This is a genomic window from Streptomyces sp. R28 (assembly GCF_041052385.1).
Lineage (GTDB): Bacteria > Actinomycetota > Actinomycetes > Streptomycetales > Streptomycetaceae > Streptomyces.
The window spans coordinates 6,875,133-6,900,992 of sequence record NZ_CP163439.1 but is presented as its reverse complement, the minus strand read 5'-3'; the positions used below and the strand labels follow the sequence as shown (position 1 = coordinate 6,900,992).

Here is a 25,860-nt window from a genome sequence, read left to right as displayed (position 1 = left end):
TTGCGAGTGGGGGTCCCTCCCGGCCGAGTGGTTCGAGGCTGGGGGAGGCTCGGCGGCGCGCACCACCATACTGGCCACTTCCGGCCCGTATCCCACGACCGCCTGGGAAACCCACACGGGACTCGCACGAGTGCGGCGTGAAGAAGTAGTACGTCACTTGGCAAGTCGGTCGCGGTCGTCACCTGGTTGCCGCACCGGCGCGAGGGTGGCGCAGATCACAGCCACAGCCATGCCGCCGAGCAGGAAGAGGTAGGAGGCGGCGCCCGTGCCGAAGACGAAGTCGCCCTCCGGGCGGCTGGCGGTGAGCAGAATGACGGCGATCATCCAGCCGCCGGCGGGTGCGACGGCCCCGGCCCGGCTGCCCGCCGCCCGGCCACCGCCCAGACAGAGCCCGGCCTCGCCGGCGAGCGCGAGCAGCAGGCCGCCCGGGAACCACGCGGGCTGCACCAGCCCCCCGGCCACCCCGACCACCGCGCCAAGCACGAAGAGCCCGAGGTAGGCGAGTGCCCGCAGGCCGGAAGGCCGCTTCAGCGGCTGGGCGAGCATCGAGCTCATGACGCCTCCCCGACGGTCACACCGGCGAACAGATCGGACTCCGCCCGCGCCGCCCGCTCCCAGCCTTCGGCCGGCGGGTCCCCCATCCCGCTTCGCTCCCCTTGCACCAACTCGTAGTACTCGGTGGTGAAGAGGGGTTGCGCGAGTTCATTGGAGAGCGCGAAGTACAGCTCGGCCACGTCGATCTGCGTGGCGTGCGCCCGCATCGCGGCGGCCTTTGCGGCGGCGTAGGCGGTGCCGTCGATCACGGTGGTGATCCGCTCGTCGTCGACGACACCCGGTACGTCGTCCACGGTGGCGGCCTTGCTGAACGGCAACCCGGGCAGATCCGCCTGAAGCCGGGCGAAGGCCTCCTCGGCGACCGTGCGCGGGACACGGTTCCAGTAGATCTTGGGGATCTCCCACCCGGCATCGGCGGCCAGCTCGGCCGCGCGCATGGCGATGCGGTGGGCCTGGATGTGGTCCGGGTGGCCGTAGCCGCCGTCGGGGTCGTAGGTGACGAGGACCTGGGGGCGCACCTCGAGGATCACCTCGACGAGAGCCCGGGCCGCTTCGTCGACGTCCGCCTGCCAGAGGCTCGCCGGGTCATCGTTGTCGGCGATGCCCATCATCCCCGAGTCCTCGTAGCGACCCTTCGCGCCGAGGAGACGGAAGTCCTCGACGCCGAGCTCGCGCATCGCGGCGGTGAGCTCGCCCAGGCGGTGTTCGCCCAGATCGGCGCCGGTCAGGTGCTGAAGCCCGGGAGGAATGACCTCGCCGTGCTCGCCGAGGGTGCAGGTGACCAGGGTCACGTGCGCGCCCTCGGCCGCGTACTTGGCCATGGTCGCGCCGTTGTTGATCGACTCGTCGTCCGGATGCGCGTGCACCAGGAGCAGACGCCGGTCGGGCAGTTCCGTCATGGCCCCAGCCTACGAGGCGACGCTGACAGCGCCGTGCGGCGCTGTCAGAAGGCGCGGCTCAGAACTTGATGCCGCCGATCATGCCCGCGATGTTCGTCGTCAGCTCGCTGATGGTGGGGGCGATGGTCGAGGACGCGAGGTAGAACCCGAGCAGCATGCACACGACTGCATGGCCCGCCTTCAGTCCTGACTTCTTGATCAACAAGAAGACGATGATCGCCAGCAGCACCACCGCCGAAATCGAGAGTGCCACGGCGGCTCACCTCCAAGAATCCCAAGGGCGGGGGGGTCGGACTATGGGGGCAGATAAATCCATACGACAGCCAGCAGGTTCATACCCACTATGCGCTATTGATCATAACTATCCGTACGTGCGCATCGATCGGCGCACAGCCGCACAAGGGGGCGCACTGGCCAATATGGTCAGGGCATGAAGACCGAGCCTGTCTCCTTCCCCCGACGGCACGCCCGCACCCAGAGGTTCACATTCGGCGCGCCGCGCGCGTTCGCGGTGGCGCCCGACGGTTCCCGTGTCGTGTTCCTGCGCTCCACCTCAGGTACGGATCCGGCGAGTTCGCTGTGGGTGCTCGACACGGTGGACTGCGGGGAGCGCGTGGCGGCCGACCCGCGCGCCCTGCTGGGCGACGCCTCGGAAGACCTCTCGCCCCAGGAGCGGGCACGGCGCGAGCGCAGCCGTGAGGGCGGCGCCGGCATCGTCGGCCACGCTACCGACAGCGCCGTGGAGTTGGCGTCTTTTGCCTTGTCAGGGCGGCTTTTCACGGCGGAGCTGCGGGCCGGCACGGCACGCGAACTCCGGGTCCCCGGGCCGGTGATCGACCCGCGCCCCTCCCCCGACGGACGGCACATCGCCTACGTCGCGCGGGGCGCCCTGCGGGTGGTGGGCGCGGAGGGCGAGGGCGGCCGTGCGCTCGCCGAGCCGGAGTCGGAGGGGGTCACCTACGGGCTCGCCGAGTTCATCGCCGCCGAGGAGATGGCGCGCCACCGGGGCTTTTGGTGGGGTCCGGAGTCGGACCGGCTGCTCGTGGCCCGCGTGGACGACACGCCCGTGCGGCGGTGGTGGATCTCCGATCCCGCACGTCCGGAGCGCGAGCCGCAGCAGGTGGCGTATCCGGCGGCGGGGACCGAGAACGCGGACGTACGGCTGTTCGTGATCGGTCTGGACGGGGTGCGCACGGAGGTGGCGTGGGACCGGGCGCGGTACCCCTATCTGGCACGAGTGCACTGGTCAGCGGCGGGTGCGCCGCTGCTGCTCGTCCAGGCTCGGGACCAGCGCAGCCAGCTGTTCCTGGCCGTGGACCCGGCGACCGGGACGACCCGGATGGTGCACGCGGACGAAGATCCACAATGGCTGGATCTTTTCCCTGGCGTGCCCTGCTGGAGCCCTTCCGGGCAGCTGGTGCGCATCGCCGACGAGGGCGGCGCACGGGTGCTCACGGTGGGCGAACGCCCGCTGACAGGCCCGCAGTTGCACGTCCGCGCGGTGCTGGACGTCTCCGACGACGACGTGCTCGTCTCGGCATCGGCGGGTGAGGCCGCGACCGACGCCGAGATCGGTGAAGTGCACGTGTATCGAGTGAACGAGCTCGGCGTGGAGCGCGTGTCGCAGGAGCCCGGCGTGCACTCGGCGGTGCGTGCCGGGGGCGTGACCGTGCTGGCGTCGCACACCCTCGACCGGCCCGGGTCCCGGGTTCAGGTCCTGCGTGACGGGAAGCGGACGGCGACGGTGCGGTCGTATGCCGAAGATCCCGGTTTGACCCCGCGCATCACCCTCACCGAAGGGGGCGCACGTCGCATCCCGTGCGCCGTGCTTATGCCTCGGGACTACGCCGGTGACACCCCGCTTCCGGTTTTGCTGGATCCCTACGGGGGACCGCACGCCTCCAGGGTGGTCGCCGCACACAACGCGTACCTGACCTCGCAGTGGTTCGCCGACCAGGGGTTCGCGGTGGTCGTCGCGGACGGGCGCGGTACCCCGGGGCGCTCGCCCGCGTGGGAGAAGGCGGTCAAGGACGAGATCGCGGCGGTCGTGGTGCAGGACCAGGTCGACGCGCTCCAGGGGCTCGCCGAGCGGTTCCCGCTCGATCTGACCCGCGTGGCCATCCGCGGCTGGTCGTTCGGCGGCTACCTGGCGGGGCTCGCGGTGCTGCGCCGCCCGGACGTCTTCCACGCGGCGGTGGCCGGCGCCCCAGTCACCGATCTGCGTCTGTACGACACCCACTACCAGGAGCGTTACGTCGGACACCCTAAGGAGCAGCCGGAGGTCTACCGGCGCAACTCGCTGATCGACGACGCCGGCCTGGTGGACGCTGCCGAGCCGGCCCGCCCGATGATGATCGTCCACGGGCTGGCGGACGACAACGTGGTGGTCGCCCACTCACTGCGCCTGTCCTCGGCCCTGCTCGCCGCGGGCCGCCCGCACGAGGTGCTGCCGCTGTCCGGCGTGACCCACATGACGCCGCAGGAGGAGGTCTCCGAGAACCTGCTGCTGCTCCAGCTCGACTTCCTGAAGCGGTCGCTGGGGCTGAACTGACCCAGCGGAACTGCCCCAGCGGACCCGACCCTGTGGACCTGGCCCCACGCCCGGTTCAGTTGCTCTGCCAGCCGAGGAAGACCAGGAGAGGAAGACCGACGATCAGGAGGTGGACGGCACCGGTCTTCCAGTAGCGCAGCGCCGCTGCGAGGGCGAAGCCGCCGCCGACCAGCCAGGCGGTGAAGACCAGGATGTCGTGCTGCGCGGCGTCCGCCCACTGGTCGGCGTACTCGTCGAAGCCGGCGCCGATGCCGGAGAAGACCATGCCGGAGCCAAGGACGATCACGAGCAGGACGTCGAGGACTCCTACGAGGACGGCGATCAGGCCGTCGTGTTCACGTGGTCGGCGTTCCATGGGCCAAGCGTTGCGAAGGGGCGGGCCGGGGGCATGAGTACTCGTACTCATTCGGTGTCCGCACAGCAACGAGCCGGGGCGACATGGCGCGCCCCGGCTCGTTTACGGCACCCGCACGGCCGTACGTCGTTCAGCCTGACGCGTCCGTATATCGGGATCGGGTCGGCTGAGTTGCCTGCGTGTTAACGCGATTCGCGTGCGTATGAGCGGTTATGACACCGCCTCCGGCGGAGCGACTTGCCCCGGCGCGGGGCGCGTGATCGATACGGCCTCCGCGAAATGACAGGCGCAGGCGTGCGCCTCGGGCCCGCTCTCCTCCCCGAAACACGATGGCACCGCGAGCGTCGGCGCCTCCAGGGCGCACCGTTCCTGCGCCTTCCAGCAACGGGTGCGGAAGCGGCAGCCGGAGGGGACGTTCGTCGGGGACGGGACGTCGCCCGCGAGGATGATGCGCTCGCGGTGTTCACGGGCCTCGGGGTCGGGGACGGGGACCGCGGAGAGCAGCGCCTGGGTGTAGGGGTGCGTGGGGTGGTCGTAGATCTCGGCGTCCTTGCCGATCTCCACGATCCGGCCCAGATACATCACCCCGACCCGGTCCGAGATGTGCCGGACGATCGACAGGTCGTGGGCGATGAAGACGTAGGAGAGGTCGAACTCGCTCTGCAGACGGTCCATCAGGTTGATGACCTGGGCCTGGACCGAGACGTCCAGCGCGGAGACCGGTTCGTCGGCAACGATGACCTCCGGGCGCAGCGCCAATCCCCGTGCGATGCCGATGCGTTGGCGCTGGCCGCCGGAGAACTGGTGCGGATAGCGGTTGATGTACTCGGGGTTGAGGCCGACCACGTCCAGCAGGTCCCGCACCCTGCGGCGGCGATCGCCCTTCGGGGCCACCTCGGGGTGGATGTCGTACGGCTCGCCGATGATGTCGCCCACCGTCATCCGGGGGTTGAGGGAGGTGTACGGGTCCTGGAACACCATCTGGATGTTGCGGCGTACGGCCTTCAGGGCGCGGCCGGACAGTCGGGTGATGTCCTCACCCTTGTACAGAATCGAACCGGCCGTCGGGCGCTCCAGGTTGACCAGCATCTTGGCGACCGTGGACTTGCCGCAGCCGGACTCGCCGACGATGCCGAGGGTTTCGCCCCTGCCCAGCTCGAAGTCCACGCCGTCGACGGCCTTCACCGAGCCGACCTGCTTCTTGAACACGATCCCCCGCATGAGCGGATAGTGCTTGCAGAGCCCGCTGACCTCCAGAATCGGCTCAGCCATTCAGGCACTCCCTCCAGAAGTGGCAGGCGCTGCGCCGGTCCTCGTCCACCTCGTGCAGGGGTGGCTCGTCGGTGCGGCACACGTCCTGGGCCATCGGGCAGCGGGGGTTGAAGGCGCAGCCCGGCGGGATGTTCGTGAGGTTGGGGGGCAGGCCCTTGATGGCGTAGAGATCCTGGCCCTTCTGGTCCAGGCGCGGGATCGACTCCAGCAGGCCCTTGGTGTACGGGTGTGCGGGCGCCTTGTAGATGTCGTGCACCGGCGCCGACTCGACGATCCGGCCTGCGTACATCACGGCGATCCTGTCGGCGACGTCGGCGACCACGCCGAGGTCGTGGGTGATGAGGACGAGTCCCATGCGGTACTCGCGCTGCAGGTCCGCGAGCAGGTCCATGACCTGGGCCTGGACGGTGACGTCCAACGCCGTCGTGGGCTCGTCGGCGATGATGAGGGCCGGTTCGAGGGCGAGGGCCATCGCGATCATGATGCGCTGGCGCATTCCGCCGGAGAACTGGTGCGGGTACTGCCGTACGCGCTCCCTCGCGGCCGGGATCCGCACCCGGTCCATCAGCTCGACGGCCTTCGCCCGGGCGTCCTTCTTCGACATCCCCCGGTGCACGACGAACATCTCGCCCAGCTGGTCCCCGACGGTCAGCACCGGGTTCAGCGACGACAGGGCGTCCTGGAAGATCATCGCCAACTCGGCGCCGCGGACCTTGCGCCGCTCCTCTTCCCTCAGCTTGAGCAGGTCCCGCCCCTGGAAGAGGATCTCGCCGCCGGTGATCCTCCCGGGCGGCATGTCCAGGATCCCCATCACCGCCTGTGCGGTCACCGACTTCCCGGACCCGGACTCCCCGAGCACGGCGAGCGTCTCCCCCGCGTCCACGCCGTAGGTGACGCCGTTGACGGCTTTGGCGACGCCGTCCCGCATCCTGAACTCCACCCGCAGATCACGCACTTCGAGCAACATGACGCCGACTCACCTCAGCTTCGGATCGAGGGCGTCGCGCGGATGGCGTCCCGCCGAGTGGTGCGGACTTCGGGAACGGGCCGGTCCATCTGCCCTGGGGCCCGCGGGTGCGACCGACCGCCGAGACGGCGGGCCGGGCAGGCCTGCGCGGGCGGGGCCGGTCGCGGCCGGGGGCCTGATCGGCGGCCGGTGCCGGATCGGCGGCCGGTGCCGGATCGGCGACGAGAGGGCTGCGGGGCGTGCCGCCACCGCCTTCCCCAACGGCGTCGCGCACCGCGTCGCCCACCATGTCGAAGGACGGCACCGCAACCGCCGGCGCGCCGAAGGGCGTGCGGAAACGGCAGCTCCACCGCCCCGTGCCACCGTCACCACACCCCCGGCAACGCCACGGACAAGCTCCGCCCCGCCCCGCCGGGCCGGCACCGTGACCGCCGGGGCACCCAAGGGCACGGGGCGCACGACACGACCGCCGGCGGCGACGCCACGGCCCAACTCGCCCACCCCGGACGAGGAACCCCGCCCGCACCTCCCACCACCGACCCACCACGCCCTCACCTCAGCTTCGGATCGAGGGCGTCGCGCACCGCGTCGCCCAGCATGATGAAGGCCAGGACCGTGATCGCCAGGGCGCCGGAGGGCCAGAGGAGGGCGTGCGGGGCGTTGCGGATGTAGGGGGAGGCCGCGGAGATGTCGATGCCCCAGGAGACGCTCGGGGGTTTCAGGCCTACGCCGAGGTAGGACAGGGTCGCCTCCAGGGCGATGTACGTGCCCAGTGCGATGGTGGCGACCACGATCACCGGGGCTACGGCGTTGGGCGCGATGTGGCGCAGCAGGAGGCGGGAGTTGGAGGCGCCCAGGGCGCGGGCGGCCTGCACGTAGTCGTTCTGTTTGGCGGTGATGACCGCGCCGCGGGCGATGCGGGAGAGCTGCGGCCAGCCGAGCAGCACGATGAAGCCGACGACCGGCCAGACGGAGTTGCTGGTCACCACCGACAGCAGGACCAGGCCGCCGAGGATGACGGGGATGGCGAAGAAGACGTCGGTGATGCGAGAGAGAACCGAGTCCCACAGGCCGCCGAAGAAGCCGGCGAGCGCGCCCAGTACCGAGCCGAGGACCGCGACCCCGAGCGTGGCGCAGACGCCGACCGTGACGGACGTACGGGCGCCGTGGACGGTGCGCGTGTAGACGTCGCAGCCCTGGCCGTCGTAGCCGAAGGGGTGGCCCGGCGCGGATCCCTGCTGGGCCTTGGCGAGGTCGCACTTGAGGGGGCTGCCGGAGGCGATCGCCGAGGGCCAGAAGGAGATGACGACCAGGAAGAGGATGATCAGGGCCGAGACGATGAAGACGGGGTTGCGGCGCAGGTCGCGCCAGGCGTCGGACCAGAGGCTGCGGGGCCGTCCGGCGGAGGTGGCCGAGGGGTCCGGGACCGGCACCGGTCCCGGTCCCTGCGTGCCCTTGGCCAAGGGGTCGACCTCGCTCGCGGTCAGGTCCGTCGCGCCGCCCGTGCCGCTGCCGGCGATCGCCCCCTCGAACTGGAACGGCTGGTCAGGCATAGCGGATCCTCGGGTCGAGTACGGCGTACAGGAGATCGACGACCAGGTTGCAGAGCAGGAAGACGAGGACGAGGACCGTCACGAAGCCGACGACCGTCTGGGTGTTCTGGCGCAGGATGCCCTGGTAGAGCTGGTAGCCGACGCCGTGGATGTTGAAGATCCGCTCGGTGACGATCGCGCCGCCCATGAGGAACCCGATGTCCGCGCCGATGAAGGTGACGACGGGGATGAGGGAGTTGCGCAGCAGGTGGCGCGTGACGACCCGGTGCCTCGGCAGGCCCTTGGCGATGGCCGTACGGACGTAGTCGGAGCGCCGGTTCTCCGCGATGGACGTGCGGGTCAGGCGGGTGACGTACGCCAGGGAGACCGAGGCGAGGACGAGGCCCGGGACGATCAGCTCGCCGAAGGGGGCTTCCGACGAGACGGAGGGACGGATCCAGTCCCGTTCCACGCCCAGCAGCAGCTGGAGCAGCAGGCCGGTGACGAAGGTGGGGACGGAGATGACCACGAGGGTGATCAGGAGGACCCCGGTGTCGACGGGGCGTCCGCGGCGCAGGCCGGTGAGGACGCCCAGCGTGATCCCGATGACGACCTCGAAGAGGATCGCCACTACGGTGAGCCGGATGGTCACCGGGAAGGCCGTCGACATCAGCTCGGTGACTTCCTGGCCGTTGAACGCCGTACCGAAGTCTCCGGTGAAGACGTTCCCCATGTAGGTCAGGTACTGCTGCCACACGGGCTGGTCGAGGCCGAACTCCTTCTTCAGCTGGGCCGCCGTCGCCGCGTCGCAACTCCGGTCGCCGCACAGGCCCGCGACGGGGTCGCCCATCACGTTCACCATGAGGAAGATCAGCAGGGTCGACCCGATGAACACCGGGACCATCTGCACCAGGCGCCGGACGACGTACCGCCCCATGACGGGCTCAGCCCACCTTGATCTGGTCGTATACGGGGACGCTGAACGGGTTGAGGGCCACGTTCGACAGCCGCTCGGACCAGCCCGCGCTGCCGTTCTGGTACCAGAGCGGGATGGCCGCCATGTTGTCCCGGACGACCGCCTCGGCCTTCTGGAACGTCTCCACGGCCCGGGCGGGGTCGGTCTCGGCGTTCGCCTCGTCGACGAGCTTGTCGAACTCCTCGTTGGACCACTTGCCGTCGTTGGAGGAGGCGTCGGTGTAGTAGAGCGGCTGGAGGAAGTTCTGGGTCAGCGGATAGTCCATCTGCCAGCCCGCCCGGAAGGGACCGGCGAGCTTCTGGGTGGTGCTCTTGCTGCGGAAGTCGGCGAAGGTGCCGATCGGGTTGCCGACGCAGGCCCGGTCGTTGTCCAGGGCGTTGTTGATGGAGTTGCAGACGGCGTCCACCCACAGCTTGTGGGAGCCGGTGTCCGCGTTGTACGTGATCTTCACCTGGCCGCCGGGCAGCCCGCCGCCCTCCTTGATCAGCTTCTTCGCCGCGGCGGCGTCGTACTGGCACCACTCACCGCACAGCCCCTCCTTGTAGCCGCCGTCCGCGCCGAGGACGGGTGAGGTCCAGTCGGTGGCGGGGGTGCGGGTCTTCTGGAAGATGGTGTCGGTGATCTGCTCGCGGTTGATTGCCCGGGACAGCCCCTTGCGGACCTTGACCGAGCCGGCCTTGTTCCAGTTCTTGTCGTAGAAGGGGAAGGCGAGCGTCTGGATGATGCCGGCGGGGGTGTTGAGGTAGCGGTCGCCGAGGTCGTTCGCGACGTTCTTCAGCTGCTGGGCCGGTACGTCGTCGACGAGGTCGAGGTTGCCGGCCATCAGGTCGGTGTAGGCCGTGTTGTTGTCCGTGTAGACCTTGAGGGTGACGCCGCCGTTGAGCGCCGCGTCCTCGCCCGGGTAGGCGTCCCACTTCGTCAGGCGCATCTCGGAGCCCTTGGTGTACGACTCGACGGCGTACGGGCCGTTGCCGACCGGCTTGGCCAGCCAGCCGTCGTGGTCGTCGTAGAACGCCCGGGGCAGCGGGACGAAGGCGTTGTAGCCGAGGGTGTCGGGGAAGCTCGAGAACTTCTGGCTGAGCCTGACCGTGAAGGTCCTCTCGCCCGTGACCTTCAGCCCGGACATCGTCTCGGCGCTCTGCTCGCCCTTGGCCGGGTGGACCTGGTCGTAGCCCTCGATGTAGCTGAAGAAGTAGGCGTTCTTCTGGTTGTTCCTCAGGCTCGCCCCGTAGTTCCAGGCGTCCACGAAGGACTTGGCGGTGACCTTCTCGCCGTCGCTGAAGGTCCAGCCGTCCTTGACGGTGACGGTGTAGTTCCGCGAGTCGGAGGTCTCGATCCGCTCGGCGAGCATGTCCTCGGCCTCGCCGGTCTTCGGGTCGTACTGCTTCAGCCCGCGGAAGATCATGGAGAGCACCTTGCCGCCCTGCACCTCATTGGTGTTGGCCGGCTCCAGCGGGTTCTGCGGATCCGTCCACGAGGAGCTGAGCACCGCGCCGCCGTCACCACCGCTGCCACCACCGCTGTCACCTCCGCCTCCGCAGGCCGTCGCCGCGAGTGCGACCGCCACCGCGCAGGCGGCCCATCCGGCGTTCGTGGCTCCACGCATGGGGTGCCTCCTCTGGTACTGATCCATTACGGGCCAATATCGAGCCAAAGGGCACATACCGCACACGGGATCCGGCCAATGGAGCAACGCGCCATCCGGACGCACGCACCCCGCGAGGCGCCCGCGAGGCACCCGCAAGACATCCGCAAGACATCCATGCGAGCGACGAAACGGACTTCTCCCCCCTGAGGCGATGGATCTTCCGTGTAGCGCGCAATGGATCTTCACGCACCGATGCAGAACCGTTGGATTACGACCCCCCGATGTACGCATTCCGGCACTGGACCGTCCGCATAACGAACTCATTGCCCGATTAGTCCAGTTAGTCCGAGTCAAGGCACGACTCGATTACGTTGCACTACCCGCGTAGCTACGGAATGGTCAAGACAGGGTAAAAAACGTAAAGAGACAACCAAGTCGCCCGAGAATTTATTGACCTTGAATGAATTGCGTTGAAAAAGTCCGGCGTAGCCCGTAGGGGAGCGTGCCCTGCGGAGTCATCAGACCCTCCCTTGGGCCAGGAGCCAGGAGCACCATGACCCCCCCAACTCCATCAGCGGCTGCCCCGCTTGAGGTGACGGACGAGAGCACCGAGAAGTCGATCACTTCTCCCGCCCCCTCGGCCAACGAGAGCAAGTCCCCGGGACAGCTGGCTTGGCGACGCTTCAAGCGGGACCGTACGGGCGTCATCGCGGCGTGCACCGTGATCTTCTTCTTTGTGATCGCGTTCTGTGCGCCGCTGATAGCCAACCTGTACGGGAAGGACCCGTACACGACGTACGGGCTGAACAACCCGGGGCTGCTGGGCGACAACGGCCTCCCCGTGAAGCCCAACGGCGGGATCGACGGCGAGTTCTGGTTCGGTATCGAGCCCCAGCTCGGCCGGGACCTCTTCACCTTCCTGCTCTACGGCATCCGTAACTCCCTGCTCATCTGCACGGCCATCACGCTCCTCGTCGTGATCGTCGGTGTAGTGATGGGTGTCACCGCGGGCTACGTGGGCGGCAAGACGGACTGGTTCATCGGCCGGGTCATCGACATCCTGCTGGCCTTCCCCTCGCAGCTGTTCTTCGTGGCCTTCACCCCCGTGGTGCTCGCCCTGTTCGTGTCGCCCGAGGAGAACACGCCGGTCTGGCTCACCGTGGCCTGCCTCATCGGCCTGCTCACCGTCTTCGGCTGGGCCTCCATCGCCCGACTACTGCGCGGCCAGGTACTGGCCCTGCGCGAGCGGGAGTTCGTCGAGGCGGCCAAAGTCACGGGGGCATCTCCGGCACGCATCATCTTCAAGGAGCTGCTGCCCAATCTCTGGACGCCGATCCTCATCCAGGCGACGCTCAACCTGCCGTTGATGGTGACCACGGAGGCGGGCCTTGCCTACCTCGGCGTGGGCATCCAGGACCCGACGCCGGACTGGGGCGTCATGATCGGCCAGGCGGCCCAGGTCTACCAGGACGACATCACCTTCCTGCTCTTCCCGGGCGTGTCCATGGTGATCTTCGTCCTGGCGTTCAACCTCCTCGGTGACTCGGTGCGCGACGCACTCGACCCGAAGACCAAGCGCTGACTCCGGCTCATTTCAGGACCCCGGCAAAGGTGCCGGGGTGCCGGATCTCTCTCATCACTCTCATTTCGAAGGCAGGATGCGATGTCCTTCTCGCGTAGAAACTTCCTGATAGCTACGGGCGTCGTGGCGGCGTCGAGCTCCGTGCTCACCGCGTGCAGCAGCGGCGACACCACCAGCAACAGCGGTGGCGGCAAGCAGGATGCGGCCAAGGCCGACGCGACCGTCGTCAAGATCGGCACCGCCGAGGACTCCAAGGGCCCGGCCCCGGAGGTCTCCGGCGCGAAGAAGGGCGGCACCGTCTACCTGCTGAACGACGACGACTTCTCGCACCTCGACCCGCAGCGCATCTACTACGCGTGGAACTCGCTCGCGGCGATGGTCCTCTCCCGCACGCTGACCGGCTACAAGATCGCGGACGACGGCTCCATGACCCTGGTCGGCGACCTCGCCACCGACACGGGCACCATGAAGGACGGCGGCAAGACCTGGTCCTTCACCCTGAAGGACGGCGTCAAGTGGGAGGACGGCTCCGACATCACTGTCGACGACGTCCGCCACGGCATCGAGCGCTGCTTCGCCAACTTCATCACCGAGGGCGCCTTCTACGTCCAGGCCTGGCTGACCGGCTCGTCGGACTACCGCAAGTCGTACCCGGGCCCGTACGGCGGCAAGCACCTGAAGTCGATCGAGACCAGCGGGAAGACCATCACCTTCCGCCTCTCCGAGGCGCGTCCCGACTTCAACTACGTCCTGGCGATGCACTCCTACGCGCCGACCCCGGTGAAGAAGGACACCAAGCAGGACTACGACAAGAAGCCGGTCTCCAGCGGCCCCTACAAGGTCAAGACGCACGTCACCGACAAGTCGATGACCCTGGTCCGCAACGAGAACTGGGACCCGGCCACGGACCCGATCCGCAACGCCTACCCGGACCAGTTCGACTTCACCTTCGGCATCGAGCAGCTGACGGCGATCGACCGTCTGCTGGCCGACGCCGGCAAGGACCAGTACGCCACCAGCTGGCGCACCATCCCGCAGGAGCGCATCCAGAAGGCGCAGACCGAGGCCAAGGACCGGGTCTTCTCGGAGCTGGGCAGCGGCGTCAGCGTCTACTGGATCAACACCGGCCGGGTCAAGGACAAGGCCGTCCGCGAGGCCATCGTCAAGGCCTGGCCGACCGCCGCGATCCGTCAGCTGCAGGGTGGCGCGGTCCGCGGTGACTACGCGACCGGCATCATGAGCCCGCTCGTGGCCGGCTACGAGTCGCAGGACGTCTGGGGCAAGCTGAAGAACCCGGCGGGCGACCCGAAGGCCGCGAAGGCGATCCTGAAGAAGGCCGGCAAGTCCGGTTACAAGGTCGTCTACGCCTACCAGAACGACCCGACCCAGGCGAAGATCAAGGTCGTCGTCGAGAACGCCCTGAAGGCGGCCGGCTTCGAGGTCGTCACGAAGGGCATCGACTCCACGACCTGGTACGACCAGGTCGGCAAGCTCGACAACCAGTTCGACGTCTACTGGGGCGGCTGGTCCTCCGACTGGCCGACCGGTTACTCGGTGTTCCAGCCGCTGTTCGACAGCAAGAACGTCGTCGACCAGGGCCAGAACTACTCGCACCTGAAGGACCCGGCCATCGACGCCGCCATCAAGGCCGCGACCGCCGAGACCGATCAGGACAAGGCCAACAAGATGTGGGCCGCCCTGGACAAGCAGGTCACCGAGACCGCCGCCTTCGTCCCCGATGTGTACATGCGCCGCATCTACATGCACGGCTCCAAGCTCGGCAACGTCAAGATGGACCCGAACTTCGACGGCAGCATGCTCTACAAGATGTACGTCAAGTCCTGATCCACACCTGAGAGGTGGGGCGGCGCCACGGTGCCGCCCCACCCTCGGCTCGTCCACCGTGGCCCCCGGAAACCCCGGCCGGGCCCCTCCTTACGACGGCCCTCCCAGGAAAGCCACTCCCCATGCTTCGCTTCCTAGTCCGCCGGCTCCTCGGCGCCGTGATCACGCTGCTGATCATCAGCGCGGTCACGTTCATGCTCTTCTACGCGGTGCCGCGCGACCCGGCCCGGATCGCCTGCGGCAAGCTCTGCACCCCGGAGACGCTGGAGCTGATCCGCCACAACATGGGGATCTCGGACCCGATGCCGGTCCAGTTCTGGCACTGGCTCTCGGGCATCTTCCTCGGCCGTGAGTACCCGGGCTTCGGTCACTGCGACGCGCCGTGCCTCGGCTACTCCTTTGTCAACCGCGAGCCTGTCCTGGCCACCATCCTCGACCGGTTCCCGACGACGTTCTCCCTGTTCCTCGGCTCGTCCGTGGTGTACCTGGTCTTCGGAGTCGGCACCGGCATGCTGGCCGCCGTGAAGCAGGGCAAGCCCCTGGACAAGATCGCCAGCAGCGCCTCGCTGGTCGCCTCGTCGATGCAGATCTACTTCGTGGGCACGCTGGCTCTGTACCTCCTCGTGTACCAGTGGCAGGTCCTGGACCAGCCCGGGTACACGCCTTTCACCGACGACCCGGGCGCATGGTTCAGCGGACTGCTGCTCCCCTGGCTGATCCTGGCGCTGATCTTCACCGCCAACTACACCCGTATGACCCGCTCCCAGATGGTCGAGCAGCTCCAGGAGGACTACGTCCGAACGGCCCGGGCCAAGGGCCTGTCCCGTTCGAACGTGTTCTTCCGCTTCGCCTGGCGTGGCGCGATGGGGCCGATCGTCACCATCTTCGGCATCGACGTGGGCGTCCTCCTCGGCGGCGGCATGATCACCGAGAAGACCTTCAGCATCCAGGGCATCGGCATGCTCTCCATCAAGTCCGTGTACAGCAACGACCTGCCCATGCTGCTCGGCGTGATGGTGATCACCGCCGCCTTCGTCGTCCTCGCCAACATCGTCGTCGACGCCTGCTACGCCCTCATCGACCCACGCATCAGGCTCGCCTGACCCCCGCCCCCACCAGCTACCCCGCATCACCCCTCACTGGAGCGTCCCCGTGACGAGCACCGATCAGCAGCCCTTCCTCTCCATCAAGGACTTGAAGGTGCACTTCTCGACCGAGGACGGCACCGTCAAGGCCGTCGACGGTCTGTCCTTCGACCTCGTACGCGGCAAGACGCTGGGCATCGTGGGCGAGTCCGGGTCCGGCAAGTCGGTCACCAACCTGACCATCCTGGGCCTGCACAACCCGGACAGCACCAAGGTCGAGGGCTCGATCACCCTGGACGGCGAAGAGCTGAACGGCGCCTCGGAGAAGAAGCTGGAGAAGCTCCGCGGCAACAAGATGTCGATGATCTTCCAGGACGCGCTGACCTCCCTGTCGCCGTACCACACCATCGGCAAGCAGATCGGTGAGACGTACCGCAAGCACACGGGCTGCTCCAAGAAGGCGGCCCGGGACCGGGCGATCGAGATGCTCAGGCGGGTCGGGATCCCGCAGCCGGAAGTCCGTGTGGACGACTACCCGCACCAGTTCTCCGGCGGTATGCGCCAGCGCGCGATGATCGCGATGGCGCTGGTGTGCGACCCGGAACTGCTGATCGCCGACGAGCCGACCACGGCACTCGACGTGACGGTTCAGGCCCAGATCATGGACCTCCTGAAGGACCTCCAGAAGGAGTTCGGCACGGCGATCATCTTCATCACGCACGACCTCGGTGTCATCGCCGACATCGCGGACGACGTGCTGGTGATGTACGGCGGCCGGTGCGTGGAGCGCGGCACGAAGAAGGAGGTGCTGCGCGACCCGCAGCACCCCTACACCTGGGGCCTGCTCAGCTCCATGCCGAGCCTGGACCACCCGGTGGACGTGCCGCTGAACCCGATCCCGGGATCGCCGCCGTCGCTGCTGAACCCGCCGTCGGGCTGCCGTTTCCACCCGCGGTGCACCTTCGCCGAGAAGGTCGACGGAGGCCTGTGCTCGTCGGAGCGTCCGCTGCTGGAGATCGTCGACGGACGCGGCTCCGCCTGCCACCTCACCGCCGAACAGCGCGGCGAGTACTTCTCCGACCTGGCCGGCAGCGCCGCCAACTGACGTACAAGAGACGGGATTTCACCACCATGAGCAGCACCACTCCCCTCCTGGACGTCTCCGGGCTGACCAAACACTTCCCGATCAAGGGCGGTTTTCCGATCCGCCGCACGGTCGGCCACGTCCAGGCCGTCGACGGCCTGGACTTCCAGGTCGGCGAGGGCGAGAGCCTCGGCCTGGTCGGCGAGTCCGGCTGCGGCAAGTCGACGACGGGCCGCCTGATCACGCGCCTCCTGGAGCCGACGGCCGGCAAGATCTTGTACCAGGGCAAGGACATCACGCACGCCAACCGCAAGCAGCTGGCGCCGGTCCGCTCCGAGATCCAGATGATCTTCCAGGACCCGTACGCCTCGCTGAACCCGCGGCACACGGTCGGCAAGATCATCGCCGGCCCGATGGAGATCAACGACATCAACCCGGCCGGCGGCCGCGAGAAGCGCGTCCGTGAGCTGCTGGAGATCGTCGGCCTCAACCCGGAGCACTACAACCGCTTCCCGCACGAGTTCTCCGGCGGCCAGCGCCAGCGCATCGGCGTCGCCCGGGCCCTGGCCCTGGAGCCGAAGCTGATCGTGGCGGACGAGCCGGTCTCGGCCCTCGACGTCTCCATCCAGGCGCAGGTCGTGAACCTGCTGCAGAAGGTGCAGCAGGAGCTGGGCATCGCCTTCCTGTTCATCGCCCACGACCTGGCCGTCGTACGGCACTTCTCACATCGCGTCGCGGTCATGTACCTCGGCAAGATCGTCGAGATCGCCGACCGCGACGACCTGTACGGCAACCCGCGCCACCCCTACACCCGGGCGCTGCTGTCCGCCGTGCCCGAGGCGACCGTGGACGAGACCCCCGCCCGCGAGCGCATCCGCCTCCAGGGCGACGTCCCTTCGCCCATCAACCCGCCCTCCGGCTGCCGCTTCCGCACCCGCTGCTGGAAGGCGACGGAGAAGTGCGCGACCGAGGCCCCGCCGCTGGTCCAGGTCGAGGGCAACAAGCCCGGCCATCTGACGGCCTGCCACTACCCGGAGACGGCGGACACGGTCCCCGCGCCGCGCCTCTCCAAGGACTCGCAGCCGGCGGTCTGACGCACCCCTTTCCGTCGGCCGCCGCTCACGGAACGGACTTTCGCCGGCCTATTGACCCGAGCCGTTCCCAGGAACGTCCGGTTCCCGGCGAACGAAGGCCCGTGCACACGTCTTGTGTGCACGGGCCTTCGCCTTGGGGTGCACTCATTCAATGAGACCGCGAAGCTCAAAGCTGCTTCATTTTCTTGCCGAGTGATCGAGTCCGGCGAAAGGATGGTCATGCACACGCAAACAGGGCCCCCGCCGATAGATCGGTTGGCCACTGTGAGAATCTTCGGCAAGGCCGCAACTGTCGCAAGCAGCGCTGCACTTGCTCTCAGGTTTACATTGCTGGGGCCCGCATCACCAGCTGAATCCGGTACCGCGTGCCATTTCAAGAGCCCGCCACCGGAAAATGCCTTCAACGGAACGGCCCGAACAAGGCCATAACTCTTGCCACATGCAAGAACAAGTACTCTCACCTCTGGGCTTCTTACGGCGAAAGATCGCCAACCTCGAAAATAACCTGGCCGGTTACGGCCTCGGCCAAGCCAAGGCGCTGGAGAAGGCCCCGGCGGGACGCTACTGCTCCGAATCGCCTGCCGTCTTCGTGAATGACCTTCGCAAGGGCCACAAGACCTACATATCCTCCAAAGAGGCAGGGTGGCCGGATTGTTATGCGAAGACCGTCAATGGACAGGCACTGTGCGGCAAGAGTCCAGCAGCCTGAAGCCGATGCAGTGGATCGTTACCGCATGACCGTCTACAGGGTTTGACGCCCCGACGAATTCGTCCAGGCGAACTGGAGGCCTGGAGCAGGCCATCCCGGGCCTCCTGTTGTCATGAAACGCCCTATCATCGATTGAAACCGCCAGACAAAATCTCCAACCGACGCACAGACGGAGCCAGATCCGAGCCTCTTCCACCGTGACAATCGAGTAGAAGACATAGGCTGGACCACCGCGCCGGGACTTCACCCCAGCCAGATCAACTGCCGGACGATGCCTGCTCCTTGAGCCGGTCGATCAGCGCCGCGAGAGCAGACTGGGCCGGGGCAATGACGGCGCTGGGAGTGTCGCTCTCACGCAAGCGGAGGCATCCGGCAGAGTCGAGCGCGACTTCTACGCAGGTGTCCGCTCCTCCCTCACTGAAGCTGGACTTCTGCCACCTGAGCTGAGTCATGCACGCCTTCCTAGAGCAACGGATACAGGAGCCGCTGGATCAACCCCAGCGAGTCCTTGGTGGCATGCCCCTCGGGAGGGACCCCCGCGTCCACCGGAGAGAGCGCCACCGCTCGAAGGCTAGCGAACAACTCTTCGTATCTGGCAAGGGCTTCGGCGTCCCCCAGGTACAGCGACTTCTCGATGTGCGACACGATCACGGTGCCGAGCCGTCGCACGGAGGGGACGATGAGCGTGAACGACGTACCGAACGGCACCGGACCATCGAACGGCAGCACCTGGAGCGTCACGTGAGGCAGCCGGGACACCTCGATCAGTCGCTGTAGTTGCTCCCGCATGATGCCCGGATCTCCAAGCGACGGGTGCAGAGCGGCCTCATGGACGATCGCGTGAAGGTGCGTCGGGCGCTCGCCCGCGAGCACACGCTGGCGTTGCATGCGGAAGTCGACGGCCAGTTCATGCTCCTGACTCGTGGCGCGCGCGTATCCACATTGGTGGATGGCCGCGGCGTACGCCCGGGTCTGCAGCAGCCCCGGCACGAACAGCGGTTCATAGTTGATTACTTCGGTCGCCGCGTCCTCCAGTTCCGCCAAGTCGAGCAACGAGGGTCGAGCACGCTCCCGGTACTCCGTCCACCAGCCCTTACCGTCCGCTTGCCCCAGCTCGACCAGCGCCTCAACATAGGTAGAGTCTTCGCAACCAGCAGCAGCGAGGAGGCGGAGTCGATCCGCAGACAGCCCCGTACGACCGGACTCCACGGTGCTGATGTGTGAGGCATTCATCCCCATCACCTCAGCAGCCCGGGTCGCGGTGAGCCCTGCCCCCTCACGTACAGCACGAATCTCGGACCCGTACCGCCGTTGCCGGTACGTGGGGTTCGCCCTGAGTCCCATCACCCCTCCTCACCTCAACGCATGCACGCAATCACTTGGCAGGCAATTCCACAAGCAGGTTGAGAACCCGCAACCAGTACCGCTACCTTCAGTGCTGAGACAGTCACGCAAGGCACTCATCCTGGAGGCTGCCACATGCGCACGCCCGAAACCCCCCAGCCCCTCTGGACGTACGGTCTCTCCATCCCTCACGACCCCCGCGCCGTCCGCGTGGTCCGGGCGACGATCCGCAGCATCCTCGCCGCCGCCAGACTCAACTGCATCGTGGACACGGTGGAGTTGCTCGTCTCAGAGGTCGTCACCAACGCCTACCGGCACTCCGCCACGGAGGCCTACGTCAGCATGGAGCGCACGTCAGCATGGAGCGCACCACGGACGACTTCCGGGTCACCGTGTGGGACCACGGCTCAGGCGCGCCGACTCCACTCACCGCCTCCGGTGACGACGAGCGCGGACCGGGACTCGGCATTGTCGAGACGTGCGCCGATCAATGGGGCGTGCGGGATTACCCGTACGGCAAGGCCGTGTGGTTCAGCGTCTCTCCGAAGGTGAACGGGGGCGAGGCGTGAGTCGTCCACAGGCGCAGCCCGCACCGCAGCCTCGCGGGTACGCTGGCGGGCACTGGGCAGACCGCCGTACCGCGCCGAGGGGACCGCACATGAGCACCGCCGCACAGCCTGGCTCCGGCGACTCCGTCGCCGCCCAGCCGGCCAGTACGCCAGAGGATCTACGGGCCACCCTCGCGCAACTGGCACCCGATGCCCTATCCACATTCGACGCCGAACGGTCTGCGGCTCTCCAGCAGGCGCGTGAGCAGGTCAGCGCGGCTCCGATGCGCCGTTTTGTGGGGCAGTGGGCGGTGTACGTGGCTCTGGAGCGCCATCCCGAGCGGGCCGCCAGGCTTCGCTCCCTGGAGGCACGGGCCGCTACCACCGAGAGACTGGAGGAAGCCCGGACCATCGCGGCCGAGATCGGCCGGATCCTCGACATGGCGTGTGCTGAGGCCGGGGTCGAGCGGGCAGAGGGCGTGTGACGCAATGGGGGACGAAGAGGCCTGGCGCTGGGAGTATGACCCGGACGCCGAACACGTGGCTGCCGGGTTCCCACAGCACATCGTCGAGGAGGTCGAGCGCCTGGCGGCGGAACTGGTCGCCCTCGCCGAGGTGGGCGTCGATGTGACGGACATCGGCGAGGGACCCCGGCGCGGCGTGCCCGGAGGCGTGCGCCGTATCCCGCTGCTGTCCGATGGCTGGTTCTATGCGCTTCCGGTGCCCCGGTTGCGCCTCATTGCGATCACGCGGATCATCCCGCCGTTCGACTACCTCTGAACCCTCGTTCCGGCTCCCCTTCTCACCAAGGGCCGAGACGGCGGCCGCCGCTCACGGGACGGACCTTCACCGGCCCATTGACGCGAGCCCATGAACATCCGGTTCCAGGGAAAGGAGGGCCCGCGCCTCCCCAGGCGCGGGGCCTCACTCATTCATCGACCCCAGTTCGGCAAGGGCGCTTGCGCCACGATCAGGTCGAACCACCTGACGTAGCCCCTTGACGCGCCGGACGCTGATCGGCATCCTCGCCAACCATGTTGACCATCACACGCATCCGCACGACTGCTTACTGAGCGCTTGGTCCTGTCTCGGGCGAATTGGCGCCGTGTTCCGTGCCCTCCGGAGTTGAGGCTGCTGCGGTTATTGGGGACCACCGACTCCTATGTGACACCAGGGAGTCGTTTTCCCTCTGACGGCTCCTGCCTGCTCCCAACACGCCCCCAAGCGCGCCGCCCCTTGCCCGCTGACGCGCCCGCCGATAGCGGGCTCGCGCAAACACGACTCCGTACAGCCCCTACCCCAACGACCTGTCCGACGCATCAGTCACCCGGCGGCCACCTGGGCCAGACGGCGATCGAGTTCGGCATCCAGGTCGGCCTGTTCACCGTCGCTGGGGTCGTAACCGTTCCATTCACGCAGCACCGCCCGAGCGCGCTCGGCCTTCTCGGCACGCTCCGCGGGAGTGAGCAGCGAGTCTGCGAGCCTGGTCAGGTAAGCACGCAGCGACAGACCTTCACCAGCTGCTATCTCGGCAAGCCGGTCGCGGGCCTCGGCGGGGATGCGGATGTTGGCGTCAGGCATGACGGTGCTCCTTCCACTCATCCACCCAGAATGCGGGTAGGCACCCGTACCCGTTCGCGATACCTGTCCGCCCAGGGCTGCTGGGCTCGCCCCGGGCGGGCAGGTATCGAGCGGGGCTTGCCGTTGCACGGCCCAGGCGACAAGACTGCCTGATCGTGGCCCTTCACCTCCGCGGCACCCTCCTCCCCCGCGGCACCACCCGCGACCTCTGGATCCTCGGCGACCGCATCACCTTCGACCGCCCGTCGGCCGAGGCGGAGACAGTGGCCGACGGTGGCTATCTCCTCCCGGGCCTGGTCGACGTGCACACGCACCCCGGGTCCCCGTCCGAGGGCGAACCCGCCTTCGACCCCGACGCCTTCGCCGAGCAGATCGCCGCACACCGGGACGCCGGGACGACCGCGTTGCGGTTCCCGGGGCTGCTCGGCGAGATCCCGGACGGGCTGCGCGAGGCGCCCGACGCGCCCCGCATGATCACTGCCGGGCGCTGGCTGGCCTGGGCGGGGCTGTCCAAGAGTGCCGACTTCCACACCGTCACCGACGACCTCGTGGCCGCCGCCGTCGCGCAGGCCAAGGCCCACGACGGCTGGTGCAAGCTCATGGGCGACTGGGACTTCGAGGCGGATCCGGTGCCGTACGACATCCTGCGCGCCGTGACCGACGCGGTGCATGCGGCCGGGGGGCGGGTCGCCGCGCACTGCCAGTCGGCGCAAGGTGTACTCAACGCCGCTCGTGCCGGGATCGACTCGATCGAGCACGGGATGGGGATGCCGGAGGAGTGCGTCGAGCTGATGGCCGGCCACGGGACCGTCTACGTCCCCACCCTCACCGCCTTCGACCGCAGCGCACCCCGCATCAAGGACAACCCCCGCGCCCGCCTCTGGCACGAAGGCCACCGCATCATGATCCGCCGGGTCCGCGAGGCCCACGACGCCGGCGTCACCGTCCTCGCCGGCACCGACTCCGCCCCCTTCGGCAACGTCGCCACCGAGGTCGAGCACCTCATCGCCGCCGGCCTGCCCGCCGACGTCGCGGTGGGCGCGGCGAGCTGGACGGCGCGGGACTTCCTGGGGCTGCCGGGGCTGGTCGAGGGCGGGCTCGCCGACGTCACCGTGTACGACGCGGATCCGCGACGGGAGCCGGGCGTGCTGCGGCACCCGCGGCGCATCGTGCTGCGGGGGCGGGTCGTGCGCTGAGAAGCGCAACGGGAGCCGTCAGGCGCCGGGCGGCGCGAAACGGCCGCCGGTGGTGGGCAGTTGTGGCACACTCCACCGAATGGTCGATCGGGCGTTCGCGGATCTCTCACTCGCCGCGTTGTACGACACCCTGAACCCGTGGGGGCCGGGTGACGACTTCTGCCTCGGGCTGGTGATGTCCGCCGAGTCGGTGCTCGATGTCGGTTGCGGTACGGGGCGGTTGCTGCGGCGGGCCCGTGCGGACGGCCACCGCGGGCGACTCGTGGGACTCGATCCGGCCGCCGCCATGCTCGTACAGGCCCGGCGGCACGGTACCGGCGTCGAGTGGGTGCTCGGGGATCTGCTCACCCGGGACCGGGGCGGGCGGTTCGACCTGGCCGTGATGACCGGGCACGCGTTTCAGGTGTTCGTCCGCGACGAGGAGTTGCGCGCGGCGTTGCGGGCGGTGCGTGACGCGCTGCGGGTCGGCGGGCGGTTCGTGTTCGAGACTCGGAACCCGGGGGCGCGGGCCTGGGAGGCGTGGACGCCGGATCGAGTACGGGAAGCCACGGACGACGACGGGCGCGTCGTGCGGGTGTGGCACGAGGTCGAGGGGGTCGTCGCCGGGGACAGAGTGACCTTCGCCGAGACGTTCGACCGCGACGACTGGCAAGCCCCCGTCGTCAGCCGCACCACCCTCCGCTTCCTCGCCCCGGACGCCCTGGACGCCTTCCTGCACGAGGCCGGCCTCACCGTCGTCGAGCGGTACGGCGACTGGGGCCCAGGACCCCTCACGCCCACCAGCCCCGAGATCATCACCGTGGCCGCCCGGGCCGCCTAGCTCTCCGCGTCCTCCTCCAGCACCGCCAGCGCCGGATCCAGCACGATGTCCTCGTCCCGCGCCTCGATCGTCGGCTCCTCCGGGAAGTGGCAGGCCGTCAAGTGGCCCGCGTGGTTGCCGGAGATCTGGATCAGCGGCGGTTCCTCGGCCGCGCACTTGTCCTGCGCCTTCCAGCAGCGGGTGCGGAAACGGCAGCCGGAGGGCGGGGAGATGGGCGACGGCACGTCACCGGCCAGGCGGATCCGCTCCCGCCGGGGCACGTCCTCGCCGTCCTCCGCGTCCTCGCCGCCCACGTTCACCTCGGGTACGGCCGACAGCAGGGCGTGGGTGTAGGGGTGCCGGGGGCGGGTGTAGATCGAGTCTCGGTCACCGACCTCGATGACCTTGCCGAGGTACATGACCGCGACGCGCTGCGAGAAGTGGCGGACCACCGCCAGGTCGTGGGCGATGAACAGGAAGGCGATACCCAGCTCCTGCTGCACCTTCTGGAGCAGGTTCACCACCTGCGCCTGGATCGAGACGTCCAGGGCCGAGACCGGCTCGTCCGCCACGATCAGCTTCGGTTCGAGGGCCAACGCCCTTGCCACGCCGATGCGTTGCCGCTGGCCGCCGGAGAACTCGTGCGGGAAGCGGTTGTAGTGCTCCGGGTTGAGGCCGACGATCTCCAGCAGCTCTCTGACCCGTTTCTCCCTTCCACCCTCCGGCTCCAGCCCGTTGATCTCCATCGGACCCGAGACGATCCTGCCGACCGTCTGGCGCGGGTTCAGCGAGGAGTACGGGTCCTGGAAGATCATCTGGATCTCGGAGCGGATCGGCGCCAGCTGCCTGCGCGTGGCACGCGTGATGTCCTTGCCCCGGTACGAGATCCTGCCGCCCGTCGGCTCCAGGAGCTTGGTGATCAGGCGTCCGGTCGTCGACTTGCCGCAGCCCGACTCCCCCACCAGGCCGAAGCTCTCGCCGACGTGCACGGTCAGGTCGATGCCGTCCACCGCCTGCACCTGGCCGACGGTCCGCCGGATCGGGAAGCCGCCCTTGACCGGGAAGTGCTTGACGAGCTTCTCCACCACCAGCAGCGGTTCGCCGGGGGCGTCGCCGGCGGCCTCGCGGGGTGCGGGGAGGACGAGGTCCTCTGTCATAGCCGTAGTCCTCCTCGGGCGGGCTGACCGGGTGGCGTCAGCGCAGTCGGGGCTTGATCTCTTCGGTGAAGATGGTCCGCTTCTGGTCCGCCGTCAGGTGGCAGGCCGAGGAGCGGTCCGGGCCGAGCAACGGGATCTCGGTGACGCAGCGGGCGCCACCGACGCGGTCCTGGAAGGTGCAGCGGGGGTGGAAGCGGCAGCCGGAGGGCGGGTTGAGCAGCGACGGCGGGGCGCCGGGGATGGGGGCCAGCGGGGCGCGCGGGTCCGAGTCCAGGCGGGGCATCGAGTTCAACAGGCCCCAGGTGTACGGGTGTTGCGGCGCCCTGAGCACCTCGCGCACCGTGCCGCGCTCCACCGCGCTGCCCGCGTACATCACCATGATGTCGTCGGCCATGTCGGCGATGACCCCGAGGTCGTGCGTGATGAAGATGATCGCCGAGCCGAACTCCTGCTGCAGGTCCTTCAGCAGGTCCAGGATCTGGGCCTGGACCGTCACGTCCAGGGCGGTGGTCGGCTCGTCGGCGATCAGCAGGTCGGGGTCGCAGACCAGCGCCATCGCGATCATCGCGCGCTGGCGCATACCGCCGGAGAACTGGTGGGGGTAGTCCTTGGCCCGCTGCCTCGGGTTGGGGATGCCGACCTTTCCCAGCATCTGAACCGCCCGCTCCCAGGCGGCCTTCTTCGAGGCGCGCATGTGCTTCATGTACGGCTCGGCGATCTGCCGGCCCACCGTGTAGTACGGCGACAGGGCGGTGAGCGGGTCCTGGAAGATCATGGCGACCTTGTTGCCGCGCAGCTTCTCCAGCTCGGACTCGCGGGCCGTGGTCAGCTCCTGGCCCTCCAGGAGGATCTCGCCCTCGACGGTGGTGAACATCGGGTTGTGCAGCCCGAGGACGGTCAGGTTCGTCACCGACTTCCCCGAGCCCGACTCGCCCACGATGCCCAGCGTCCTGCCGCGCTCCAGGTCGAAGGAGAGCCCGTCCACGGCCCGTACGACGCCGTCCTCGGTCTTGAAACTGACGTGCAGGTCCCGCACCGAGAGGAACGCGTCCGCGTCGGCCGGGAAGGGGGCGCCGGCTTCCTGGGTCACAGTGGTCACGTCAGTGCTCCTCAGACAGGTCCTGGAGGAAAGGGTTCCCCG

Annotated in this window: 26 protein-coding genes; 12 read left to right on the top strand and 14 right to left on the bottom strand. The window is 68.3% G+C overall.

What is annotated here, in order from left to right:
* Positions 1 to 153: 153 nt before the first annotated feature.
* Genes AB5J49_RS31085 through AB5J49_RS31075 form a run of 3 tightly spaced genes read right to left on the bottom strand, consistent with a single transcriptional unit; the run spans position 154 to position 1,707 of the window.
* Positions 154 to 555 (bottom strand): DUF6113 family protein, encoded by a 402-nt coding sequence (locus tag AB5J49_RS31085; protein WP_369172183.1) that lies wholly within the window; start codon positions 553 to 555, stop codon positions 154 to 156.
* A complete protein-coding gene (gene mshB / locus AB5J49_RS31080) occupies positions 552 to 1,454 on the bottom strand; it encodes an N-acetyl-1-D-myo-inositol-2-amino-2-deoxy-alpha-D-glucopyranoside deacetylase (protein WP_369172182.1) in 903 nt (300 codons plus the stop codon). The genes AB5J49_RS31085 and mshB overlap by 4 nt, the downstream gene beginning before the upstream one ends.
* 58 nt (positions 1,455 to 1,512) lie before the next feature.
* The gene (locus tag AB5J49_RS31075; protein WP_030048865.1) at positions 1,513 to 1,707 is read right to left on the bottom strand and encodes a hypothetical protein; all 195 of its coding nucleotides are present in this window, start codon (positions 1,705 to 1,707) and stop codon (positions 1,513 to 1,515) included.
* 177 nt (positions 1,708 to 1,884) lie between these two features.
* On the opposite strand from AB5J49_RS31075, the gene AB5J49_RS31070 reads away from it, so the two are divergent.
* Positions 1,885 to 4,005 carry a prolyl oligopeptidase family serine peptidase gene (locus AB5J49_RS31070; RefSeq protein ID WP_369172181.1) on the top strand — a complete coding sequence of 707 codons (2,121 nt, stop codon included), beginning with the start codon at positions 1,885 to 1,887 and terminating at the stop codon, positions 4,003 to 4,005.
* Positions 4,006 to 4,060: 55 nt separating this feature from the next.
* On the opposite strand, the gene AB5J49_RS31065 is transcribed toward AB5J49_RS31070, so the two are convergent.
* The 6 genes from AB5J49_RS31065 to AB5J49_RS31040 all read right to left on the bottom strand — a co-directional run bounded on the left by AB5J49_RS31065 (position 4,061) and on the right by AB5J49_RS31040 (position 10,713).
* Positions 4,061 to 4,360 carry a hypothetical protein gene (locus AB5J49_RS31065; protein ID WP_369172180.1) on the bottom strand — a complete coding sequence of 100 codons (300 nt, stop codon included), beginning with the start codon at positions 4,358 to 4,360 and terminating at the stop codon, positions 4,061 to 4,063.
* 210 nt (positions 4,361 to 4,570) lie between these two features.
* Positions 4,571 to 5,632, bottom strand: a complete 1,062-nt coding sequence (locus tag AB5J49_RS31060; RefSeq protein WP_369172179.1) for an ABC transporter ATP-binding protein — start codon at positions 5,630 to 5,632, stop codon at positions 4,571 to 4,573.
* A complete protein-coding gene (locus AB5J49_RS31055) occupies positions 5,625 to 6,599 on the bottom strand; it encodes an ABC transporter ATP-binding protein (RefSeq protein ID WP_369172178.1) in 975 nt (324 codons plus the stop codon). The genes AB5J49_RS31060 and AB5J49_RS31055 overlap by 8 nt, the downstream gene beginning before the upstream one ends.
* A gap of 551 nt (positions 6,600 to 7,150) precedes the next feature.
* A complete protein-coding gene (locus tag AB5J49_RS31050; protein WP_369172177.1) occupies positions 7,151 to 8,152 on the bottom strand; it encodes an ABC transporter permease in 1,002 nt (333 codons plus the stop codon).
* Positions 8,145 to 9,068, bottom strand: a complete 924-nt coding sequence (locus tag AB5J49_RS31045; protein WP_369172176.1) for an ABC transporter permease — start codon at positions 9,066 to 9,068, stop codon at positions 8,145 to 8,147. Before AB5J49_RS31045 ends, AB5J49_RS31050 begins: the two co-directional genes overlap by 8 nt.
* Before the next feature lie 7 nt (positions 9,069 to 9,075).
* Positions 9,076 to 10,713 (bottom strand): ABC transporter substrate-binding protein, encoded by a 1,638-nt coding sequence (locus AB5J49_RS31040; protein ID WP_369172175.1) that lies wholly within the window; start codon positions 10,711 to 10,713, stop codon positions 9,076 to 9,078.
* 535 nt (positions 10,714 to 11,248) lie between these two features.
* Between AB5J49_RS31040 and AB5J49_RS31035 the strand changes: the two genes are divergently transcribed.
* The 6 genes from AB5J49_RS31035 to AB5J49_RS31010 all read left to right on the top strand — a co-directional run bounded on the left by AB5J49_RS31035 (position 11,249) and on the right by AB5J49_RS31010 (position 18,094).
* Positions 11,249 to 12,277: an ABC transporter permease gene (locus AB5J49_RS31035; RefSeq protein WP_369172174.1), complete on the top strand. Its 1,029-nt coding sequence runs from the start codon at positions 11,249 to 11,251 to the stop codon at positions 12,275 to 12,277.
* 81 nt (positions 12,278 to 12,358) lie between these two features.
* Positions 12,359 to 14,122, top strand: coding sequence for an ABC transporter substrate-binding protein (locus tag AB5J49_RS31030; RefSeq protein WP_369172173.1), 1,764 nt, complete (start codon positions 12,359 to 12,361; stop codon positions 14,120 to 14,122).
* Positions 14,123 to 14,244: 122 nt separating this feature from the next.
* Positions 14,245 to 15,225, top strand: a complete 981-nt coding sequence (locus AB5J49_RS31025; RefSeq protein ID WP_369172172.1) for an ABC transporter permease — start codon at positions 14,245 to 14,247, stop codon at positions 15,223 to 15,225.
* Positions 15,226 to 15,274: 49 nt separating this feature from the next.
* Complete coding sequence (locus tag AB5J49_RS31020; protein WP_369172171.1) at positions 15,275 to 16,312, top strand: ABC transporter ATP-binding protein; 1,038 nt, start codon at positions 15,275 to 15,277, stop codon at positions 16,310 to 16,312.
* Between the two features lie 26 nt (positions 16,313 to 16,338).
* Positions 16,339 to 17,385 (top strand): ABC transporter ATP-binding protein, encoded by a 1,047-nt coding sequence (locus AB5J49_RS31015; protein ID WP_369172170.1) that lies wholly within the window; start codon positions 16,339 to 16,341, stop codon positions 17,383 to 17,385.
* Positions 17,386 to 17,824: 439 nt separating this feature from the next.
* Complete coding sequence (locus AB5J49_RS31010; RefSeq protein ID WP_369172169.1) at positions 17,825 to 18,094, top strand: hypothetical protein; 270 nt, start codon at positions 17,825 to 17,827, stop codon at positions 18,092 to 18,094.
* A 257-nt stretch (positions 18,095 to 18,351) separates the two neighbouring features.
* Here the strand turns inward: AB5J49_RS31010 and AB5J49_RS31005 are convergent, their stop codons facing one another.
* Together AB5J49_RS31005 and AB5J49_RS31000 are read right to left on the bottom strand one after the other, a co-directional pair.
* Positions 18,352 to 18,546: a DUF397 domain-containing protein gene (locus tag AB5J49_RS31005; RefSeq protein WP_369172168.1), complete on the bottom strand. Its 195-nt coding sequence runs from the start codon at positions 18,544 to 18,546 to the stop codon at positions 18,352 to 18,354.
* 10 nt (positions 18,547 to 18,556) lie between these two features.
* A complete protein-coding gene (locus AB5J49_RS31000; protein WP_369172167.1) occupies positions 18,557 to 19,438 on the bottom strand; it encodes a helix-turn-helix domain-containing protein in 882 nt (293 codons plus the stop codon).
* Positions 19,439 to 19,797: 359 nt separating this feature from the next.
* Here AB5J49_RS31000 and AB5J49_RS30995 point away from each other — a divergent pair, with 359 nt between their 5' ends.
* The 3 genes from AB5J49_RS30995 to AB5J49_RS30985 all read left to right on the top strand — a co-directional run bounded on the left by AB5J49_RS30995 (position 19,798) and on the right by AB5J49_RS30985 (position 20,766).
* Positions 19,798 to 20,007, top strand: coding sequence for an ATP-binding protein (locus AB5J49_RS30995; protein WP_369172166.1), 210 nt, complete (start codon positions 19,798 to 19,800; stop codon positions 20,005 to 20,007).
* 89 nt (positions 20,008 to 20,096) lie between these two features.
* A complete protein-coding gene (locus tag AB5J49_RS30990; protein WP_369172165.1) occupies positions 20,097 to 20,471 on the top strand; it encodes a DUF6247 family protein in 375 nt (124 codons plus the stop codon).
* Positions 20,472 to 20,475: 4 nt separating this feature from the next.
* Positions 20,476 to 20,766 (top strand): hypothetical protein, encoded by a 291-nt coding sequence (locus AB5J49_RS30985; protein ID WP_369172164.1) that lies wholly within the window; start codon positions 20,476 to 20,478, stop codon positions 20,764 to 20,766.
* 543 nt (positions 20,767 to 21,309) lie between these two features.
* Here the strand turns inward: AB5J49_RS30985 and AB5J49_RS30980 are convergent.
* Complete coding sequence (locus AB5J49_RS30980) at positions 21,310 to 21,567, bottom strand: hypothetical protein (RefSeq protein WP_369172163.1); 258 nt, start codon at positions 21,565 to 21,567, stop codon at positions 21,310 to 21,312.
* A 155-nt stretch (positions 21,568 to 21,722) separates the two neighbouring features.
* Here AB5J49_RS30980 and AB5J49_RS30975 point away from each other — a divergent pair, with 155 nt between their 5' ends.
* Complete coding sequence (locus AB5J49_RS30975; protein ID WP_369172162.1) at positions 21,723 to 22,763, top strand: amidohydrolase family protein; 1,041 nt, start codon at positions 21,723 to 21,725, stop codon at positions 22,761 to 22,763.
* A gap of 79 nt (positions 22,764 to 22,842) precedes the next feature.
* Entirely contained in the window at positions 22,843 to 23,583 is a 741-nt protein-coding gene (locus tag AB5J49_RS30970; RefSeq protein ID WP_369172161.1) for a methyltransferase domain-containing protein, read from the top strand.
* Here AB5J49_RS30970 and AB5J49_RS30965 read toward each other — a convergent pair.
* Together AB5J49_RS30965 and AB5J49_RS30960 are read right to left on the bottom strand one after the other, a co-directional pair.
* Positions 23,580 to 24,719, bottom strand: coding sequence for an ABC transporter ATP-binding protein (locus AB5J49_RS30965; RefSeq protein ID WP_369172160.1), 1,140 nt, complete (start codon positions 24,717 to 24,719; stop codon positions 23,580 to 23,582). The two genes, AB5J49_RS30970 and AB5J49_RS30965, sit on opposite strands and share 4 nt — an antisense overlap.
* Positions 24,720 to 24,756: 37 nt before the next feature.
* Positions 24,757 to 25,818: an ABC transporter ATP-binding protein gene (locus AB5J49_RS30960; RefSeq protein WP_369172159.1), complete on the bottom strand. Its 1,062-nt coding sequence runs from the start codon at positions 25,816 to 25,818 to the stop codon at positions 24,757 to 24,759.
* Positions 25,819 to 25,860: the final 42 nt, after the last annotated feature.

What these genes read in the sequence shown, in the direction of transcription:
- AB5J49_RS31085 (WP_369172183.1), bottom strand. Translation starts at nt 555, where the DNA reads ATGAGCTCGATGCTCGCCCAGCCGCTGAAGCGGCCTTCCGGCCTGCGG.
- mshB (WP_369172182.1), bottom strand. Translation starts at nt 1,454, where the DNA reads ATGACGGAACTGCCCGACCGGCGTCTGCTCCTGGTGCACGCGCATCCG.
- AB5J49_RS31070 (WP_369172181.1), top strand. Translation starts at nt 1,885, where the DNA reads ATGAAGACCGAGCCTGTCTCCTTCCCCCGACGGCACGCCCGCACCCAG.
- AB5J49_RS31065 (WP_369172180.1), bottom strand. Translation starts at nt 4,360, where the DNA reads ATGGAACGCCGACCACGTGAACACGACGGCCTGATCGCCGTCCTCGTA.
- AB5J49_RS31060 (WP_369172179.1), bottom strand. Translation starts at nt 5,632, where the DNA reads ATGGCTGAGCCGATTCTGGAGGTCAGCGGGCTCTGCAAGCACTATCCG.
- AB5J49_RS31055 (WP_369172178.1), bottom strand. Translation starts at nt 6,599, where the DNA reads ATGTTGCTCGAAGTGCGTGATCTGCGGGTGGAGTTCAGGATGCGGGAC.
- AB5J49_RS31050 (WP_369172177.1), bottom strand. Translation starts at nt 8,152, where the DNA reads ATGCCTGACCAGCCGTTCCAGTTCGAGGGGGCGATCGCCGGCAGCGGC.
- AB5J49_RS31045 (WP_369172176.1), bottom strand. Translation starts at nt 9,068, where the DNA reads ATGGGGCGGTACGTCGTCCGGCGCCTGGTGCAGATGGTCCCGGTGTTC.
- AB5J49_RS31040 (WP_369172175.1), bottom strand. Translation starts at nt 10,713, where the DNA reads ATGCGTGGAGCCACGAACGCCGGATGGGCCGCCTGCGCGGTGGCGGTC.
- AB5J49_RS31035 (WP_369172174.1), top strand. Translation starts at nt 11,249, where the DNA reads ATGACCCCCCCAACTCCATCAGCGGCTGCCCCGCTTGAGGTGACGGAC.
- AB5J49_RS31030 (WP_369172173.1), top strand. Translation starts at nt 12,359, where the DNA reads ATGTCCTTCTCGCGTAGAAACTTCCTGATAGCTACGGGCGTCGTGGCG.
- AB5J49_RS31025 (WP_369172172.1), top strand. Translation starts at nt 14,245, where the DNA reads ATGCTTCGCTTCCTAGTCCGCCGGCTCCTCGGCGCCGTGATCACGCTG.
- AB5J49_RS31015 (WP_369172170.1), top strand. Translation starts at nt 16,339, where the DNA reads ATGAGCAGCACCACTCCCCTCCTGGACGTCTCCGGGCTGACCAAACAC.
- AB5J49_RS31010 (WP_369172169.1), top strand. Translation starts at nt 17,825, where the DNA reads ATGCAAGAACAAGTACTCTCACCTCTGGGCTTCTTACGGCGAAAGATC.
- AB5J49_RS31005 (WP_369172168.1), bottom strand. Translation starts at nt 18,546, where the DNA reads ATGACTCAGCTCAGGTGGCAGAAGTCCAGCTTCAGTGAGGGAGGAGCG.
- AB5J49_RS31000 (WP_369172167.1), bottom strand. Translation starts at nt 19,438, where the DNA reads ATGGGACTCAGGGCGAACCCCACGTACCGGCAACGGCGGTACGGGTCC.
- AB5J49_RS30995 (WP_369172166.1), top strand. Translation starts at nt 19,798, where the DNA reads ATGGAGCGCACCACGGACGACTTCCGGGTCACCGTGTGGGACCACGGC.
- AB5J49_RS30990 (WP_369172165.1), top strand. Translation starts at nt 20,097, where the DNA reads ATGAGCACCGCCGCACAGCCTGGCTCCGGCGACTCCGTCGCCGCCCAG.
- AB5J49_RS30985 (WP_369172164.1), top strand. Translation starts at nt 20,476, where the DNA reads ATGGGGGACGAAGAGGCCTGGCGCTGGGAGTATGACCCGGACGCCGAA.
- AB5J49_RS30980 (WP_369172163.1), bottom strand. Translation starts at nt 21,567, where the DNA reads ATGCCTGACGCCAACATCCGCATCCCCGCCGAGGCCCGCGACCGGCTT.
- AB5J49_RS30970 (WP_369172161.1), top strand. Translation starts at nt 22,843, where the DNA reads ATGGTCGATCGGGCGTTCGCGGATCTCTCACTCGCCGCGTTGTACGAC.
- AB5J49_RS30965 (WP_369172160.1), bottom strand. Translation starts at nt 24,719, where the DNA reads ATGACAGAGGACCTCGTCCTCCCCGCACCCCGCGAGGCCGCCGGCGAC.